The 17,255-nt window shown below is 70.2% G+C and carries 13 protein-coding genes; 4 read left to right on the top strand and 9 right to left on the bottom strand.

Translation table 11 applies throughout. The annotated features are described in order from the left end of the window. Positions 1 to 32 precede the first annotated feature (32 nt). Positions 33 to 1,118, bottom strand: coding sequence for a serine hydrolase domain-containing protein (locus tag MZC64_RS27875; RefSeq protein ID WP_247761794.1), 1,086 nt, complete (start codon positions 1,116 to 1,118; stop codon positions 33 to 35). 151 nt (positions 1,119 to 1,269) lie between these two features. On the opposite strand from MZC64_RS27875, the gene MZC64_RS27870 reads away from it, so the two are divergent. Beyond that, positions 1,270 to 1,728: a GNAT family N-acetyltransferase gene (locus tag MZC64_RS27870; protein ID WP_247761795.1), complete on the top strand. Its 459-nt coding sequence runs from the start codon at positions 1,270 to 1,272 to the stop codon at positions 1,726 to 1,728. On the opposite strand, the gene MZC64_RS27865 is transcribed toward MZC64_RS27870, so the two are convergent. Genes MZC64_RS27865 through MZC64_RS27830 form a run of 8 tightly spaced genes read right to left on the bottom strand, consistent with a single transcriptional unit; the run spans position 1,706 to position 11,661 of the window. Further along, positions 1,706 to 2,596, bottom strand: coding sequence for a DUF4380 domain-containing protein (locus MZC64_RS27865; protein WP_247761796.1), 891 nt, complete (start codon positions 2,594 to 2,596; stop codon positions 1,706 to 1,708). The two genes, MZC64_RS27870 and MZC64_RS27865, sit on opposite strands and share 23 nt — an antisense overlap. Next, positions 2,590 to 3,738, bottom strand: a complete 1,149-nt coding sequence (gene dgoD / locus MZC64_RS27860; RefSeq protein WP_247761797.1) for a galactonate dehydratase — start codon at positions 3,736 to 3,738, stop codon at positions 2,590 to 2,592. Before dgoD ends, MZC64_RS27865 begins: the two co-directional genes overlap by 7 nt. Positions 3,739 to 3,748: 10 nt before the next feature. Then, on the bottom strand, positions 3,749 to 4,468 hold the full coding sequence (locus tag MZC64_RS27855) for an SDR family NAD(P)-dependent oxidoreductase (protein ID WP_247761798.1): 720 nt from the start codon (positions 4,466 to 4,468) through the stop codon (positions 3,749 to 3,751). Between the two features lie 13 nt (positions 4,469 to 4,481). Next, entirely contained in the window at positions 4,482 to 6,608 is a 2,127-nt protein-coding gene (locus MZC64_RS27850; protein ID WP_247761799.1) for a glycoside hydrolase family 27 protein, read from the bottom strand. Beyond that, positions 6,605 to 8,662, bottom strand: a complete 2,058-nt coding sequence (locus MZC64_RS27845; RefSeq protein WP_247761800.1) for an alpha-galactosidase — start codon at positions 8,660 to 8,662, stop codon at positions 6,605 to 6,607. The genes MZC64_RS27850 and MZC64_RS27845 overlap by 4 nt, the downstream gene beginning before the upstream one ends. After that, the gene (locus MZC64_RS27840) at positions 8,659 to 9,486 is read right to left on the bottom strand and encodes a carbohydrate ABC transporter permease (RefSeq protein ID WP_247761801.1); all 828 of its coding nucleotides are present in this window, start codon (positions 9,484 to 9,486) and stop codon (positions 8,659 to 8,661) included. Before MZC64_RS27840 ends, MZC64_RS27845 begins: the two co-directional genes overlap by 4 nt. Further along, positions 9,483 to 10,382 (bottom strand): carbohydrate ABC transporter permease, encoded by a 900-nt coding sequence (locus tag MZC64_RS27835; protein WP_247761802.1) that lies wholly within the window; start codon positions 10,380 to 10,382, stop codon positions 9,483 to 9,485. The genes MZC64_RS27840 and MZC64_RS27835 overlap by 4 nt, the downstream gene beginning before the upstream one ends. 1 nt (position 10,383) lies before the next feature. Further along, positions 10,384 to 11,661: an ABC transporter substrate-binding protein gene (locus MZC64_RS27830; protein ID WP_247761803.1), complete on the bottom strand. Its 1,278-nt coding sequence runs from the start codon at positions 11,659 to 11,661 to the stop codon at positions 10,384 to 10,386. A 144-nt stretch (positions 11,662 to 11,805) separates the two neighbouring features. Here MZC64_RS27830 and MZC64_RS27825 point away from each other — a divergent pair, with 144 nt between their 5' ends. From MZC64_RS27825 to MZC64_RS27815, 3 genes are all read left to right on the top strand, one after another. Then, positions 11,806 to 12,510: a FadR/GntR family transcriptional regulator gene (locus tag MZC64_RS27825; protein WP_247761804.1), complete on the top strand. Its 705-nt coding sequence runs from the start codon at positions 11,806 to 11,808 to the stop codon at positions 12,508 to 12,510. 217 nt (positions 12,511 to 12,727) lie between these two features. Next, positions 12,728 to 13,813 (top strand): alpha-lytic protease prodomain-containing protein, encoded by a 1,086-nt coding sequence (locus tag MZC64_RS27820; protein WP_247761805.1) that lies wholly within the window; start codon positions 12,728 to 12,730, stop codon positions 13,811 to 13,813. Positions 13,814 to 13,997: 184 nt separating this feature from the next. Continuing rightward, on the top strand, positions 13,998 to 17,153 hold the full coding sequence (locus tag MZC64_RS27815; protein ID WP_247761806.1) for a S8 family peptidase: 3,156 nt from the start codon (positions 13,998 to 14,000) through the stop codon (positions 17,151 to 17,153). The last annotated feature ends 102 nt before the right edge of the window (positions 17,154 to 17,255 follow it).

Raw genomic sequence — 17,255 nt, 5'->3', positions numbered from 1 at the left:
CTCATCGGACACACGTTGTGAACCAGGTCACATCAACAGTAGGCGGCGGTGAGCACCCCCTGCAGCGCGGGCGTGGGGTTGGCCAGCTGCTGGTTGACGTTGAGCCCGATCACCTTGCCGCCGGTGGCGTCACTGGCGGCCCAGCTGTTGAAGCCGGGGATGGAACCGCCGTGGCCCCACACCGAGATGCCGCAACTGAGGTCGGTGCGCATCAGCCCGAGCCCGTAACCGCCCTGGCGTCCGGTCATCGGCACCGCGGTGGTCATCTCCCTGAGCTGCGCGGCGGGCAGCAACCGACCGCTCAGTAGGGCGCGGAAGAACCTGCCGAGGTCGTCCGCGGTGGAGATCAGCTCGCCCGCGGCGTCGGCCATGGTCGGGCTGATCCTGGTGACCTCGACCCGGCGCTGGGGGTTCGCCGGGTCGGCGGTGTAGCCGCTGAGGTGCGGGCCGCTGATGGTGGTCTTGCGGTAGGGCAGTTCGGTGTCGCGCAGGCCGAGTGGGCGCAGGATCCGGTCGGTCACCGCCTGCCGCCAGTCCCGGCCGGTGACCTTGCCGATCACCATGCCCGCCAGCAGGTAGCCGGTGTTGGAGTAGGACCAGCCCTGGCCGGGCGGGAAGGTCGGCTGGTCGTTGACGATGAGCTTGAGCAGCTGGTCCGGGGTGTACTCGGTGAGCACGGCGCCGGGGCTGAAGTCCAGGTGCGGCACGAAGTCCGGCAGCCCGGAGGTGTGTTGCAACAGCTGCCGCAGGGTGATGTTCTCGCCGTTCTTCACCGCCCCTGGCAACCACTTGGCGACCTTGTCATCCAGGGACAGCTTGCCGTCGCCGACGAGTTGCAGCAGCGCGGTGGCCACGAACGGCTTGGTGACGCTGCCGATCCGGAACCGGTCGGTGGCGCGGGGCGCGCGGCCGCTGGTGAGGTCGGCCTGGCCGGCGACGTAGGTCTGCCTGCCGGTGCGGCGGTCGTTGACCACGGTGAGCCCGCCCGGCGCGCCCGCGTCCAGGGCTGCCTGGAGTGCCTGCTGAACCTTGCCGGTGCCGGTCGGCTGCGCGAGCGCGACGCCACCGGAGAGCACCAGCGCCACGGTGAGCGCCGGTGAGATCAACCTTCTGAGCACGGGAAACCATCCTTTTCTACGCGGACCCCCCGTGCCCACCACATCAGTCCGGCCGCGCTGTTCTCTTGTGCGATCGGCCAAGATCAGGGCCGGGCGCCGCGCCGATCGCACAACCCTTGCTACCGCGAGCCCATCGCGGTGGGATGGCGGCATGATCACCGTCGCGCCCTGCCCGCCGGACCGGGTCGAGTGGCTGGTCCGGCTGCTGACCGGCTATCACCTGGCCACCGAGGCGGAGAAGGGCGCTCCGGCGCCGGACGCCACCGGGTTGCCGGAGCGCTACCGCCGGGAGGTGCTGGATCCGCTGGGTTCGTTCGCGGACGGCCTGGTGTTGCTGGCGTCCACTGTGGACGAACCGGTGGGGTGTGTGGTGCTGACCGCAGACGGCGAGCTGAAACGGCTGTGGGTGGATCCGGGCTGGCGCGGCAAGGGCGTGGCCCGGCACCTCACCGAGGCCGCGGTGCAGGCGGCCGGGACCGGGGTGCGGTTGTCGGTGTGGGACTGGCGGACTGACGCGATCGGGTTGTACCGGCGGCTCGGGTTCCGCGAGGTCGAATCCTGGGACGAGCGGGACGGGATGGTGTGTTTCAGGCTGGATCCGCCACGCTGACCTCGATCCGCAACCCGGTGGACGCGCCCGGCGCCAGGGTGGTGAGCGGGCCGAGAATCTCGCATTCCACGATCTCGTCCGGTGGGTTGAGGTTGCCCAGGGCGGCGATTGGTTCGGGCAGCGGGGATTCCAGCCAGACTTCCAGCGGCGAGCCACCGTCCGGATACTCGGCGGCACTGTCCACAGTGAACCGCTGGGTGAGCGAGCGGCGGCCGTGGTGGGTGACCCAGCCCACGCTGCCAGGGAAGCCGAGTTTGCCCACGGTGGCCTGGCTGGGCACCGTCACCAGGTCACCGTCGATCCGGTGTTCGACCGGGTGGGTGGTGGTGATCAGGTCGCGGACCCTGGGCTCGGGGCGGTCGGTGAGTCCGATGTGGACGGTTCCGGCCGGGAGCTGGGTGACGTTCCACAGCGACCAGCGGACCGGGTGCTCGCCGGTGTTGGTGGCGGTGAGGTCGAGGCAGTAGCCGGCGTCCTTGGCGTGCAGGGTGAAGCGGCGGGTCAGGCGCAGGCCGGTGTGCGGGTCGTGGCCGCTGGTCAGGGTGACGGACAAGCCTTCGACGGCGGCGGTGTACGGGCCGGAGTCCAGCACCGGGTCGGGTGGGCCGGGCCATTCGTGCGCGCCGGACCAGCCCTGCGGGGCGGGCCAGGTCTTGTCGCCGCCGTAGTTGACCCAGTCGCCCATCTCCCCGGAGTTGGGTGCGAACCGGTGCCCGCCAACGGGTTGCAGCTCGTCGTCGAGCAGCCTCGGGTTGCGCCACAACACCTCGACGCCCTCATGCCGCAGGGAGAGCAGGCGGCCACCGAGCGCGGGCAGGAAACCCAGCCGCAGCACGCCGTTGTCCAGCCAGATCGCCTCGGTCACCATTCGGCCAGACTGCCGTCCTCGTGCCGCCACACCGGGTTGCGCCAGTGGTGGCCGGTCTCGGCGGCGCGGCGGACCGCGGTCTCGTCGATCTCGATGCCCAGGCCGGGGCCGAGCGGGCGGCGGGCGTGGCCGTCGACGAAGTCGAACGGGGTGGTGTCGAGGAGGTAGTCCAGGAGTTCGCCGCCGGTGTTGTAGTGCAGGCGCAGGCTTTGTTCCTGGATGAGGAAGTTGGGCGTGGCGAAGGCGATCTGCAGGCTGGCGGCCAGTGCGATCGGGCCGAGCGGGCAGTGCGGGGCGATGCTGGCGCCGTAGATCTCGGCCAGCGCGCCGATCCGCCGTAACTCGGAGATGCCGCCGGCGTGCGAGGGATCCGGTTGCAGCACCGCGACGCCGGCGTCCAGCGCCGGTTTGACCTCCCAGCGCGAGTACAGCCGCTCCCCCACCGCCACCGGCACCGTGCTGGCCTGCACCACCGAGGCCAGCGCATTGCCTTGCAGCTCAGGCAGAACCGGTTCTTCGACGAACATCGGCTGCACCTCCTCCAACATCCGCACCAGCCGCCGGGCCATCGCCGGGCTGGTGCGGCCGTGGAAGTCGATGGCCAGATCCCCGTGCGGGCCAAGGGCTTCCCTGGCCTGCCGGGCCCGGTCGAGGGCGGCGTTGGCCTGGGCGGGGGTGTCGATCGCGGTGAGCGGCCCGGCCACGTTCATCTTCACCGCGGTGTACCCGGCCTCGACCTGCCTGGTCACGGCGTCGAAAATGCCGTCCGGCCGGTCGCCGCCCACCCAGGAGTAGACCCGCACCCGATCGCGCACCGGGCCGCCGAGCAGCTCGTGCACCGGGCAGTCCCGCGCCTTGCCCGCGATATCCCACAGCGCCTGGTCGTAGCCGGACAGCGCGCTGGAGAGCACCGGTCCGCCGCGGTAGAAACCACTGCGCCGCAACACCTGCCAGTGATCCTCGATGCGCAGCGGGTCCTGGCCGAGCACCAGTTCGGACAGCTCGTGCACGGCCGCGCGCACGGTCTCCGCCCGGCCCTCCACCACCGGCTCGCCCCAGCCGACGAGGCCCTCATCGGTGCTGATCTTGAGGAACAGCCAGCGCGGCGCGACCAGAAAGGTCTCGATCCCGGTGATCTTCACTCATACCCCCTCATGACGAGTCCTTGGCCGCTGACCAGCCGCCGTCGACCACCAGTTCCGCCCCGGTGACGAAGCTGGCCGCCGGGGAGAGCAGGAAGTTGACCACCTCCGCCACCTCGGCAGGCTCACCCAGCCGCCGGGCCGGGGTGGCCCTGGCACTGCGTTCCCGGTCGGCCTGGCTGACCCGGTCCCAGGCGGCGGTGAGCACCGGGCCGGGCAGCACCGCGTTGACCCGCACCTCCGGCGCGTACTCCACCGCGAGCTGCCGGGCCAGCGACACCAGTCCGCCTTTGCTGGCGGCGTAGCCGGGGTGGCCGGGGATGCCGAAGTGCGCGTGCACCGAGGACACCAGCACCACCGCGCCGCGCCGGGGCATCAGCGTGGGCAGGCAGGCGTGCGCGGCCAGGTAGGCGCCGGTGAGGTTGACCTCTAGTTGCCGGGTCCACTCGGCCCGGCTCTGCTCGTGCAGTGGCCGCACGGTGACGGTGAAGGCGTTGCATACCAGCGCGTCCACCCCACCGGCCAGGTCGTCGGCCAGTTCCAGCACCCGTCGCCAGGTGTCCTCGGCGGCCACGTCGCCTACTAGGGGGTGGGTGCCGTTGTCCATTGTGGACGCGACCAGGTCGACGCCGATGACCTGGTAGTCCGCTGCCGCCAGACGTCGGGCGGTCGCGGCGCCGATGCCCGCCGCCGCTCCGGTGACCACCGCGCACCGCGACCGTCCCGACATGGCTACTCCCCTTTCAGAGCCTGGACTGGGACACGCGGTTGTCCGGTCCGCGGTGCACCAGCCAGGCCGAGCCGTTCGCGCCAGGGGCGGCGCCGACCGCGCCGACAACACTGTTGCTGGCGAACTCGGTTCGCTTGAACCAGCCGCCCCAGTTGCCGTCGGTCCGGTTGACCTGCCACAGCGTGTAGTCGCCTGCCCTGGCGAACAGGTAGATCCTGTCCTGTGTGGACAGTAGCGTCGGACTGCCGCTGATCACGCCACCCAGGCCGGTCCACGCGCCCCAGTTGCCCGCGGTGTCGCGCTGGCGGACCCAGACGGCGTCCTCGGCGGTGCGCACCGCGACGAAGGTGCCGTCGGAGACCACGGCCGCGCCGGGGCGGCCGTAGGTGGGCTTGTCCCCGGGGGCGCCGATGCTGGTCCAGGCGGAGTCGGCCGTGCGGGTCCAGATTTTGCCGTCGGCACCGCGGCCGAACAGGCTCCAGTTGTCGGGACTGGTGAAGGCCACGCTGGGCGAGTCGGTGAGGCTGCCGCCGAGGCGCTGCCACGGTCCCCACACCCCGGCGCGGGAGGTGCGGCGGTAGGCGGCGTTGTCCAGGCCGCGCACGAACACGTCGATCCGGTTGCCCGCGCTGGCGTAGGCGGCGGGCTGGCCGAGGATCCGGCCGCCGGTGGGGCCGCCGAGCGGGGTCCAGCGCTGGGACCATTTGTCGCCGGTGCGGAGCTGCTGTTCGAGGACGCCGTGTTCGTTGCGCTGGAAGGCGACCGCGGTGGCGTCGTCGAAGCGGACCAGGGCCGGGCTGGCCGAGGCCGCGCCGCCAAGGGAGTCACCGGGGGCCAGTTCGGCGCCGCGCAGCTTGAGCATGGCGGTGCCGTGCGCGGGCACGGTGGCGGTGTAGGAGCCGGTGGCCTTGCCGCGGTCGGCGCGGGCGCGCAGGTCGCGGACGGCAACCTCGCCCTGGAGTCCGGCGTCGGCGAACTTCACCGTGATCTCGGCGGGCTGATCACCGCGGTTGAGCAGGACGACCGAGCGTTCACCGGCGCGGGAGAGCACCTTGCTGTAGATGTCGGTGCTGCCGTTGTTGCCAATCCGCACGCCCTGGATGGCCCGGCGGTCCTGGTTGACCGCGAGGATCTCCGGGTTGCGCAGGGTGCGGATCATCGATTCGGGCAGGGTGCGCGGATCGGAGCCGATGATCAGCGGCGCGGCCATCTGCGCCCACATCACGAACTGGGTGGTGGACTCCTCCTCGTTGAGTTCGAGGGTGCCCTTCTCGGTGCGGCGCATAGGGATCAGGTAGTCCGGGTCGTTGAAGTGACCGGGCCCGCTGGCTTCCGGGTGCGCGGCGTTGTCGTCCATGTTGCGCAACATGTCCCGCCAGATCCCCTCATACGGGGTGCCGAAGGCGACATCGGTGGAGGAGCGCCAGGAGTCGGCCACGGTGGGGCCGAAGCTGTAGGAGATGCCGGCCACCTGGTCCGGGCCGTGCGGCACGCTCCAGGCGTCGGTGACCGGGTTGCACAGGTTGAGCAGCATTGGCCGCCCGGCCTTGCGCACCGCGGCGGAAAACTCGGCGAAGGCCTTGGCGGGCTTCATGTTCTGGTGGATGCCGCAGAGGAAGTCGATTTTGATCGCGTCGAACTTCCAGCGGGCGAACTGCTTGGTGTCGCGTTCGTAGTAGCCGCCGCTGCCGACCCCGCAGTTCTTGCCGTCCCAGGCGCCCGCGTCGGTGTAGATCCCGGCCTTGAATCCCTTGCGGTGCAGGTCTTCCACCAGCTGGTCGAAGCCGTTGGGGAACTTGACCGGGTCGATCACCAGGTCACCGGCGGCGTTGCGGGCCTGCGGCGCGGTCCAGCCGCCGTCAATCCAGATGATCTTGTATCCGGCGTCGCGCAAACCGCTGGCGGCCATGTGGTCGGCGACCCCGCGGATGCTGGCCTCGGTGGGCGCGCCGGTGCCGTAGTAGGTGTTCCAGCCCATGTACGGGGTGTCGGCCAGGCCGCTGTCGTAGTACTCGGGCGCGCCCTGATCGACCGCGGCACTGGTGTGCGCGGCCTCCTCGGGCGACGCGGCGGCGGGCAGCGTCGCGGCGAGCATGGCCAGGGCGGCCAGTGCCGTGCCGCGCCGTAACAGGGTTCTCATGGCAGGGTCACCTCTCGTCGTTGGTGGGTGTCCAGCACGGTGACGGCGGCGTCGTCGGCCGGGGTCCAGTCGAAGGGGAGCCCGGCGTACAGCAGGTGCGCGCCCGAGTAGCGGGCGCCGGTTGTTCTGTCCACATAGGACGCGGCGGGGTTCAGTCCGCGCAGGCGGACGCGGGCGGAGCGGCCGGGAACCAGGGGTGCGCCGTCCAGGCGGCCGGTGTTCCAGGCCAGCACGACCACCGTGTCACCGGCGGTGTACTGCACGGCTTCGGTGTCCCGGTCGGCGCGTGGCCGGTGCACCACGCCGGTGTGGATGATGCCGCGGATCTTCTTGTACTGGGCGATGAGTTCGGTGGCTTCGGCACGTTGTCCGGCGGACCACTTGCCGAGGTCCGCGCCGATGCCCAGGACCCCGGCCATAGCGGTGACGAAGCGGAACTTGAGTGAGCGCGGGCGCGGGTCAAATATTCCGGGGGCGTCGGTGACCCAGGAGCTGAGCAGGTGCGGGGCGTGCGCCAGCAGGAAACCGTCCTGAATGGACAGTCGGTCCAGGGGTCCGGTGTTGTCGCTGGGCCAGAGCACGTCGGTACGGGCGATGGTGGCCAGGTCGGTGCGCGCGCCGCCACCGGCGCAGGCTTCGATGGTGACGTGCGGGTAGGTGGTGCGCAGGTGGTCGAGCAGGCGGTGGTAGTTGGCCACGTGCGCGGCGTCCAGGTCACCGGCCGGGCCGCCGCGTTCGGTGGGCGGGCGGTTCATGTCCCACTTGAGGTAGCTGATCGGGTAGTCGTCCAGGAGCTTGCCGAGGGTGTCCCGGAGGAACAGGTAGACGTCCTCGCGGCCCAGGTCGAGCAGGAGCTGGTTGCGGATCAGGGTGGCCGGTCGGCCGTCGATCCGGTAGACCCAGTCCGGGTGTTCGGCGTAGAGCTTCGACTTGGGGCTGACCGATTCCGGCTCCACCCACAGCCCGAAGTCCAGTCCCAGCGCCCGGATCTGCTGGACGAACGCGCCAAATCCTTCGAGGAAGGCGGATTCGTCGGGGGTCCAGTCGCCGAGGCCGCCAGTGTCGTCGTGGCGGCCGGTGAACCAGCCGTCGTCGACCACGAACAGCTCAACCCCGAGGTCCGCGGCGACCTTGGCCAGCGCGAGCTGACCGGGGCCGTCGACGTCGAATCCGGTGGCCTCCCAGGAGTTGTAGAGCACCGGGCGGGCGCGCGGCCGGGACAGGCTGCGATCGTAGGCATGCCAGACCCGGGACAGCCCGTCCAGACCGTCCACACTGGACGCGAGCGCGAGTTCCGGGGTCGACAACCGCTGTCCTGGGGCCAGTCGGATCGGGCCGGGATGTGGCAACCGTCCGGCGTGCACCCGGGTCCACCCGGCCGGTTCGATCTCCGCCTCCAGTTGCCAGGAACCGGACCAGGCAAGGGAAATTCCCCAGGCCGGGCCGTCGGGTTCGGCGGCGTCCTGCACGGCGAGCCAGGGCACGGCCGCGTGTCCAGGCACGCCGAAGCGGCTGTGTAGCCCGAAGCGCCCGGCGGGCAGGATCAGTTCGCGGCGCTGGAACTCCTGGGACCACTGGCCGGTCAGGTAGGTCAGCCTGGCCCCGGCGGACCCGGTCGGGATGCAGACTCCGGCCGAGTCGAGGCGGCTGAGTTCGAGGTCGGCCGGGCCGGTGTTGGTGAACTCGACCCAGCGCAGCAGCACGTCCTGGCCAGGCACCGCCTGGTAGCACAGCTCCGCCCACAGCCCGGACAGCTCGTCGGCGAAGGTCAGTCGCAGAGTGTCCGAAGTGGACTCGGACTCGACCAGGGACCACCAGGTCTCCCCCGCCACCTCCAGGTCCGCGCCGCCGAAGGCCCGCAGCCCGCGCGGCGCGTACTCGATCGGCGCGGCGTCGGCCTCGGTGATGAAATGCACCTCACCGTTGTTACGCAACGGCGAGGGCCCGTCCTCAATGCCGTGCGGACCCCAGGAATGCAGTTCCGCCCAGCGTCCGTCGGGGGCCAGCGCGACCGTGTAGGAGGTGGTGGCCAGCCTGAGTGTCCAGTTGGTCATTTCACCGCGCCGATCGCGAGTCCGGAGATGAAGTGCTTCTGGAAGCGCAGGAACACCGCCACCGTCGGGATGGCGGCCAGCACCGACCCGGCCGCGATCACGTTCCAGGTCGACACGTACTGCCCCTGCAGGCCGAGCAGCGCGGGCGTCACCGGCATCACCGTGCCCGAGCGCAGCACCGTGATCGCCCACAGCAGGTCGTTGAACACCCAGGTGAAGGCCAAGGCGCTCAACGCGGCCAGCGCGGGCCGGGCCAGTGGCAGGATGACCGACCAGAAGATCCGGATCGGCCCGGCCCCGTCGATCACCGCGGCCTGCTGGATCTCGTTCGGGATCGCGCGCAGGAACCCTTGCAGCACAAAGGTGTAGAAGCCCAGCCCGAAGCCGACCTGCACGATGACCAGCGCGGACAGCGTGTCGTAGATGCCCAGCACCTCGGTCAGTTTGGCCACCGGCACCAGCAGGATCTGCGGTGGCAACAGGTTCCCGGCCAGCATGACCAGGAGGATGCTGCGCCGGAACGGGATCTCGTAGCGGCTCAGCGCGAAGGCCGCCGCCGCGCTCAGTGCCAGGGACAGCAACACGGTCGGCACGGTGACCAGGAGGCTGTTCAGCATCGCGCCGCCCACCCCGCCCTCACCCCAGGCCTGGGCGAAGGGTTCCAGGGTGAACGAGCCGGGCAGGCTGCCCAGACCGTTGCTCGCCACATCGTCGAAGGTGCGGATGCTGGTCACCAACACCAGCGCGATCGGCAGCAGCCACAGCACGGACAGCGTGCCCGCGCCCGCATGGAAGAGGAATGTCCTTACCCGGCGGGGAATCACGCTTCCTCCTCGCGCAGCACGCGGACCAGGTAGGTGACGATCACGCCGAAGGCCAGCAGGAAGATCACCACGGCCAGCGCGGAGGCGTACCCGAGCCGCAGGGTCTGGAAGGCGGTGCTGTACATGTAGGTGCTGAGCAGTTCCGAGGAGTGGTAGGGCCCGCCCTTGGTCATCGACCACACCACGTCGAAGGAGCGCAGCGAGTCGATCACGATCACGGACAGGATCACCGAGTTGACCGGGCGCAGCTGCGGCCAGGTGACAAAGCGGAATTGCTGCCACGGACTGGCCCCGTCCAGCTTGGCCGCCTCGTACAGCGCCGGGTCGATCCCCTTGAGCCCGGCCAGGTATAGCACCATCACGTACCCGAGTTGCCGCCACAGCGCGGGGGCGAGCAGCGCGTACAGCGCGGTGTCCGGATCGGCCAGCCAGGACCGCTGCCACTCGCCGAGGCCGACGGTGTCCAGCAGCGAGTTGACCAGGCCGTCCGGCTGGTACAGCCCTTGCCAGATCAGCGAAGTCGCGACCAGGGAGAACACCACCGGGGTGAACAGCGCGGCGCGGTAGAAGCCGACGCCCTTGCGTTCCCGTTGCAGCAGCATGGCCAGGGCCAGACCACCCGCGGCCGAGACCCCGCCGAAGAGCACCAGCCAGATCGCGGTGTTGGCGAAGGCGGTGCCGAAGGTGGGGTCGGAGAACAGTTCGGCGTAGTTGTCAAACCCGGCCCAGGTGGGTGGGGATACGCCGTCCCAGGAGGTCAGGGACAGGTAGAATCCTTGCAGCGCGGGCCAGAACACCCAGAACGCCTCAACCGCGAACGGGACGAACACGAACAGCAGCAGGATCGGTGGCAGCCGGTGTCGGCGCCGGCGCGCCGGGGCGGCGAGGACGGTCATCTCAGGAGTTCCACACCTTCTGCGCGGCGGCCTGCCACTCGGTGAGGATGGAGCTGATCTCGTTGGGGCGCTGGATGAACCGGATCAGCGCGGTGTCCGCGGTGGGCTGCAACGCGTCGCTGGAGTCCCGGTTGAAGAACTGGGTCAGCTCCTTGGCCTCCTGCAACATCTTGCGGCCCTTGAGCACCAGCGGAGTGCCACTGTCCTTTGCGGACGGATGGGCAGGCAGGATGGTGCCGGAGGAGTTGCGGATGTACAGCTCCTGGGCCGGCGCGGTGGCCGCGTACTTGAGGAATTCCTTGGTGGCGGCCAGGTGCGGGGTGCGGGAACTGGCGAAGAAGCCGTCGGTGGGGGCTTCCTCGGCCACCGGCACGGCCGGGTCCAGGATCGGGAACTGGAAGAAGTCGATGTCGTCCAGGGCTTCCTTGGGTGCGGCGTCGGCGAAGAAGGTGCCGATCAGCATCATCCCGGTGCGGCCCTGCAGCAGCGAGGTGGTGGCGTCCTGGAACGGGATCGCGGTGCCGCGCGGGTCGAAGTGCGGCAGCACGGTCTTCCAGGTCTCCAGCACCTTGGCCACCTTGGGATCGTCGAAGCGGCCCTTGCCCGCCAGCAGATCGCGGTGGAACGGGGCGCCGTTGATCCGGATGTTGAGGTAGTCGAACCAGGCCGAGGAGGTCCACTGGGTGCCGCCGCCCGCGCCCAGCCCGATCGGCTCGATCCCCTTGCCGCGCAAGGTCTCGCACAGTGCGAGGAACTCGCTCCAGGTGTTCGGCGGTGTCACGCCCCACCTGGCGAAGTTGCTCTTGCGGTAGAAGAAACCCCACCAGTAGTAGGTGGTGGGCACGAACACCAGCTTGCCGGCGCCGTCGCCGCTGAGGGTGCGGAAGGACTGGCTGTAGTCCCCCATGCCCTGCCAGACATCGCCGACGTCGAGCAGCAGGCCCTTGCGCGCGTACCCGGCCAGGATCGAGCCGGGGTACCAGGTGTAGGTGTCCGGCGGAGTGGCCGAGGTGAGGTAGCTGGGCAGCTGGGTGCGGAAGGTCTCCGAGGCCACCGTGTTCACCGCCGCCTTGGCCGCACCCGAATCGCTGAAGCCCTTGGCCAGCGCCTCGATCGCGGCCTTGGCCGCCGGGGCGGACAGGTTGGATTGGATGCTCACCGCACCCGCGGTCTGCTGCACCGCGCCGCTGGAGGCCGAGGTGGCGCAGCCGCCGAGCACCGCGGCGCCGCCGAGCGCACCCATTCCTAGCAGGAAGTTTCTGCGACTGACCTCGATCATTGCCTGCACCTCGTTGTGGGGATCTGGGCCGCGCGGATGGTCATCCGGGGTCACAGGCTCGCAAGCCACGCTCGCAGTGTCAAGATTAATTCCTAATTTACGAGCAATCGCCCGTCCGTGCCGTCAGCTCGTTACTGTGCGGGCATGACCACGCACCGTCCCCGCGGCGTGCACGGCCAGACCGTCGAGGTGCTGGCCAGCCGCATCCTGTCCAGCGAGCTGGCCGAGGGCGAGACCCTGGACCTGCCCGCGTTGCGCGCGGAACTGGACGTGAGCCTGACCGCGCTGCGCGAGGCGCTGAAGGTGCTCACCGCCAAGGGGATGATCGACGCGCGGCAGAAGCGCGGCACCTTCGTGCAGCCCCGCAGCTCGTGGAACATGCTGGACACCGACGTGATGCGCTGGCAGACCGCGACCACCGCGGCCGCCGACCTGTTCGACGAGCTGACCGAGGTCCGCGCGGTGGTCGAACCCGCCGCGGCCCGGATGGCCGCCCGCCGCGCCAACCCGATCGAGGTCGAGGCACTGGCCGCGGCACTGGAGCGGATGGCCGCCGCCGGTGCGGACACCGAGGAGATGGTGGCCGCCGACCTGGAGTTCCACCGGGCGCTGTTGTCGGCCACGCACAACAACTTCCTGGTGCAGATCGAGCGGGTGATCGCGATCGGGCTGGCCGCCAGGGACCGCCTGGTGCACGGCGCGGACCCGGCCGACGATCCGGTGCCGAGCCACCGCGCGGTGTACGAGGCGGTGCGGTCCGGGGATCCGGCTGCGGCCGAGGCGGCGATGCGCGCCCTGGTGGACAAGTCCAGCGCGGACTTGAACCGGGTGAAACGCCCGATCGCCTAAGTCGAGCCGAATTCGACAACGATACCCAGGGAAGTTCGCGAAGACCGGCCGCGATTTCGACCACTCCGCTTATGCACCTCACCCGACCGAGCGAAGAGTCCGCCACTTTCCCGCACATCAGCCCAGGTCAGCTACACAATCAGCCGCTATCTGCGTTTACCCGGACTGCCGTAACGTCGAGATCCGTTCTCACTTCGCGCATTCTCCGGAGGCTCTCGTGCGTCGACCTTCGCTGTCCACATTCGCCGTCCTGACCACCGTGACACTGTGCGCCGCCGCATTCGCCACGCCCGCGACGGCCACCCCGGCCACCCTGACCGAAGCCGCCGGACCGACCGCCCTGGAGACTGCCCGGACCGCACTGAGCACCGCGCTCGGTGGCAGCTTCGCCGGTTCCTGGCTGGACCTGAACACGGGCAAGCTCGTCGTCGGCGTCACCGACCCCGCCGGCTCGGCCCGGGTCCGTGCGGCGGGCGCGATCCCGAAGACCGTGCAGCACAGCGAATCCCGACTACGCCAGCTACAGTCCACTTTAGACAATAGGGCGACCAGCGCACCCGACTCGGTCGCCGGATGGCACGTCGACCTGCCCGCCAACCAGCTTGTGGTCAGCCTGGTCGGCAACGACCCCGCCGGAGCGGCCTGGATCCACGGCAGCGGCCTCCCCGGCATCCGGGTCGACCGGGTGGCCGCCGCACCCCAGCTGCTCTGGGACATCATTGGCGGACAAGGACTCTACTTCTCCGGGCATCGCTGTTCGGTAGGGTTCAGCGCGTTCCACGACGACGATCACTACGTGCTCACCGCCGGACACTGCGCCAGGCACGGCGGCACGGTCCGCGGCGCCGGCGGCACCATCGGCACGGTGAGCCGATCCTCCTTCCCCGGCAATGACTACGGCACCGTCCGGGTGAGCAAGGACGACGCGAACATCACGTCCAAGGTGGACCGCTACGGCGAGGGCTCGGACGTGCGCATCGAGGGCAGCTCGGCGGTCGGCATCAACGGCCGGGTCTGCCGCTCCGGCTCCACCACCGGCTGGCACTGCGGCCGGGTGCTGGCCATCGACGAGACCGCCAACTACGGCGACGGCAACGTCGTCCGCGGCCTGACCCGAACCGACGCCTGCGCCGAACGGGGTGACTCCGGCGGCTCCTTCGTCAGCCGCCCCGAACACGGGCGAGCGGAGGCCCAGGGGATGCTCTCCGGCGGGTCCGGCAACTGCAAGGACGGTGGCGGCACCTACTTCCAACCGGTCCGCGAGGTGCTCCGGCGCTACGACCTGACCCTGAAAACCACCTGATCCGACCGTCCGCTGGCGGCGCCGTCCGGACCCCCGAACAGCGCCGCCGGCGGACACCTCATGGTAGCGCTCTCACCTTACGGCGCAAGAGGATGCGCGTTGATCGGAAGCCCTCCGCACGGCTCTTGTAGCTGTCCGACACCGGCCACTAGGTTCCGGCGACGTTGCCTACCTGGAGGTACTCGTGCGCCGTTTATGTGGTGGCTTCCTACTCTCCGTCCTGCTGGTCTCAGCCGGGCTACCGGCACTCGCCCAGGCCGCTCCGGCATCCTTCGATCCCGCCGCCGCGGTCACCCTGATCACCGGCGACAAGGTCGTCCCCGGCACCAACGGCGGCACCGGTCACCTGATCCCCGGGCCCGGCCGGGAGCGGCAGACCTTCACCAGCTACCAGTCCCAGGGCCACACCTACGTGATCCCCGCCGACGCCGCGCCCCTGCTCGCCGACAAGATCATCGACCGGCGGCTCTTCGACGTCACCGAACTGCGGGCGTACCGGGGCCCGATCCCGCTCATCGTCAAGTACGCCAACGCGGAACGGCCCCTCGCCCGGATGGCGGGCGCGCTCGATCTGCCCAGCATCAACGCCACCGCGGTCAAGGTTGAGCCCGCCGCGTTCTGGCGCGACCTGACCGGCCCCGCGCTAAAGTCCAGTGGTATCGCCAAGATCTGGCTGGACGGGCAGCGCCAGGCCACCCTCGACCACAGCGTCCAGCAGATCGGCGCGCCCACCGCGTGGGCGGCCGGGTACACCGGCGCCGGGGTGACCGTGGCGGTGCTGGACACCGGGGTGGACAACACGCACCCGGACCTGGCCGACCGCGAGGTGGGTGGCAAGAACTTCTCCGGCTCGCCTGACGCACTGGACCACTACGGCCACGGCACGCACGTGGCCTCCACCATCGCGGGCACCGGCGCGAAGTCCGGCGGCAAGTACCGCGGGGTCGCCCCTGGCGCCCGGATCCTGGACGTGAAAGTGCTGGCGGACAACGGGTCCGGCGCGGACTCGGGAATCATCGCCGGGATGCAGTGGGCCGCGGAGCAGGGCGCGCACATCGTCAACATGAGCCTCGGCGACTGGGACACCCCGGAACTCGACCCGCTTGAGGAAGCGGTGAACACGTTGTCCGCCAAGCACGGCACGCTGTTCGTGATCGCCGCCGGCAACGCGGGCCCGCGGGGAGGCACGATCCACTCGCCCGGCAGCGCGGACGCGGCGCTGACCGTCGGCGCGGTGGACCGCGACAACAAGCTCGCCGAGTTCTCCTCCCGCGGCCCGCGCAAGGACGGCGGGATGATCAAACCGGACCTCACCGCGCCCGGCGTGGACATCGTGGCCGCGCGGCACGCCGACGGCAAGATCGGCGAGCCGGTCGGCGACGGCTACACCAGGCTGTCCGGCACCTCCATGGCCACCCCGCACGTGGCCGGTGCGGCGGCTTTGCTTGCCCAGCAACACCCCGGCCTGACCGGTGACCAGCTGAAGGCAGTGCTTACCGGCTCTAGCACGCCGACCCCGGGGCTGACCCCGTTCGAGCAAGGCGCGGGCCGGGTGGACTCGGCGAAGGTGCTCAAGCAGACCGTCACCACCAAGCCGATCAGCCTGAGCCTGGGCAAGAACCGGTGGCCGCACACCGGCAAACCCGCGGTCACCAAGGAGATCAGCTACGCCAACAGCGGCAGCACGCCGGTGACCCTGGACCTCAAGATGGACACCACCGGCGGCGTGTTCAGCGTGTCCCCCAACCAGATCGTCATTCCCGCCGGCGGAAGTGCCGCTGCCACCGTGAAAGCGGAGGTGACCAAGGCTCCGGACGGTGGCAAGTTCGGCGGTGCGGTGCTGGCCACCGGCGGCGGGATGTCCGTGCGCACGGCGGTCGAGATCGATCTTGAGGTCGAGAGTTACGACGTGACCATCGCCGCACACGACCGGACCGGGGCGGCGCCGCGTTTCGCGAACGCCTTCCTGGTCAACGTGGACACCGACGAGGCCGTGTTCCCTGGCGGCTTCACCAACGGCAAGGTGGTCCAGCGGCTCGCGGCCGGGCGGTACCTGCTCTCCGGCTCGGTGACGACCGACGAGCCGTACGCGCACGACGTGCTGAACGCGCCGAACCTGCGGATCACCGGACCGGCCACGATCACCCTCGACGCCCGCACCACCAAGCCGCTCGACCTCACCCTGCCCGAAGCGGATGCGCGGTTGTCGTTGCTGCAGATCGGTTTCGAGCGGCTCGCCGGGCCACACCGGTACACCATCAGCAGTTTCTCGCGCGGCGGCGACGTGCGCGACGTCGGCTTCGCCCAGGTCGGCCCGGACGCCCCGGCCGGCGAGGTCACCGGAGGGTTGCACACCAACTGGACCACGCCCACCGGGCTGTACGGCCTGGCCTGGTACCGCAAGGGCGGCGTCCACACTGGACTGTCCAAGGTGGTCAAGCCCGCGGACCTGGCCACAGTGCGGGTGAATCTCGGCCCGGTGACCGGCCAGTCCTACGTCGGACTGACCTCGTCACCGCACAACGCCAGGGCCGACTGGGGCTTGGGCACGCTGACACCGGTGAAACCCGGTGTCTACACCGAGTTCTACGGCGGGGAGAACGCCGACTGGTCCCGCCGGCTGAGCCTGCCCGGCCAGAACCACCAGTCGTTCGTGGGCGCGGTGAAGTCGTACGCGCCGGGCCGGACCTACTCGGAGTCCTTGTACCGTGGCGTTTTCGGGCCCGCTTTCCCGGACACCCGGGACGATCAGTGGACGCAGCAACGCGGTGAACTCATGGTCATCACCCTGCCGCTGTTCAGCGACGGCGCGGGCAACGCGGGCTTCTCGGCCACCACCTCCGCCTCGACCAAGCTGTACCGCGACGGTCAACTCTTCGGCGAGACCCGCGACGCCGGGGGCGGCCGGTTCGTGCTCCCGGCCGGCCGGGCCACTTACCGGGTGACCACCGAGGCCACCCGCACCGGCCACACCCAGGCCACCAAGGTCAGCGGCAGCTGGACCTTCCAGGGCGACCGAACCCCGGGCGTCACCCAGTACCCGGTCTCCGCCGTCCGCTTCACCCCGGCGCTGGACGACGCGGGCAGTGCCCCCAGGGGCTTGTTCGCGCTGCCCGTCTCGGTCGAGAACCAGGCGGGCACCAGTTCCCGGCAACGCCTGCAGGTGGTCCAGGTCTCCTACGACCAGGGCGCCACCTGGAAGACCGCGCCGGTGCTCGGCGGCCGCGCGCTGCTGTACCACCCGGACAACGCCAAGTCGGTGTCGTTGCGGGCCACCGCGGCGGACCAGGCGGGCAACTCCGTCGACCAGACCATCATCGACGCCTACCTGCTGCGTTAGCCATGCCCGGGTGGGGTGCCGAGTGCGGCGCCCCACCCGGAGCCCAGGGGTAGCAACCGATTTTCCGCCGGTCAAGCCAGGTCGGCAAAACCTGCCCCATCG

Origin of the sequence: Crossiella sp. S99.2 (assembly GCF_023094165.1) — a bacterium.
In the GTDB taxonomy this organism is placed as follows: Bacteria; Actinomycetota; Actinomycetes; order Mycobacteriales; family Pseudonocardiaceae; genus Crossiella.
The sequence above is the reverse complement of the archived record's forward strand: the minus strand, read 5'-3'. Positions and strand labels throughout refer to the sequence as shown.

Bases quoted from the DNA above. Each gene is read 5' to 3' on its own strand.
- MZC64_RS27870 (WP_247761795.1), top strand. From the start codon at position 1,270: ATGATCACCGTCGCGCCCTGCCCGCCGGACCGGGTCGAGTGGCTGGTC.
- MZC64_RS27865 (WP_247761796.1), bottom strand. From the start codon at position 2,596: ATGGTGACCGAGGCGATCTGGCTGGACAACGGCGTGCTGCGGCTGGGT.
- MZC64_RS27855 (WP_247761798.1), bottom strand. From the start codon at position 4,468: ATGTCGGGACGGTCGCGGTGCGCGGTGGTCACCGGAGCGGCGGCGGGC.
- MZC64_RS27850 (WP_247761799.1), bottom strand. From the start codon at position 6,608: ATGAGAACCCTGTTACGGCGCGGCACGGCACTGGCCGCCCTGGCCATG.
- MZC64_RS27845 (WP_247761800.1), bottom strand. From the start codon at position 8,662: ATGACCAACTGGACACTCAGGCTGGCCACCACCTCCTACACGGTCGCG.
- MZC64_RS27835 (WP_247761802.1), bottom strand. From the start codon at position 10,382: ATGACCGTCCTCGCCGCCCCGGCGCGCCGGCGCCGACACCGGCTGCCA.
- MZC64_RS27830 (WP_247761803.1), bottom strand. From the start codon at position 11,661: ATGATCGAGGTCAGTCGCAGAAACTTCCTGCTAGGAATGGGTGCGCTC.
- MZC64_RS27825 (WP_247761804.1), top strand. From the start codon at position 11,806: ATGACCACGCACCGTCCCCGCGGCGTGCACGGCCAGACCGTCGAGGTG.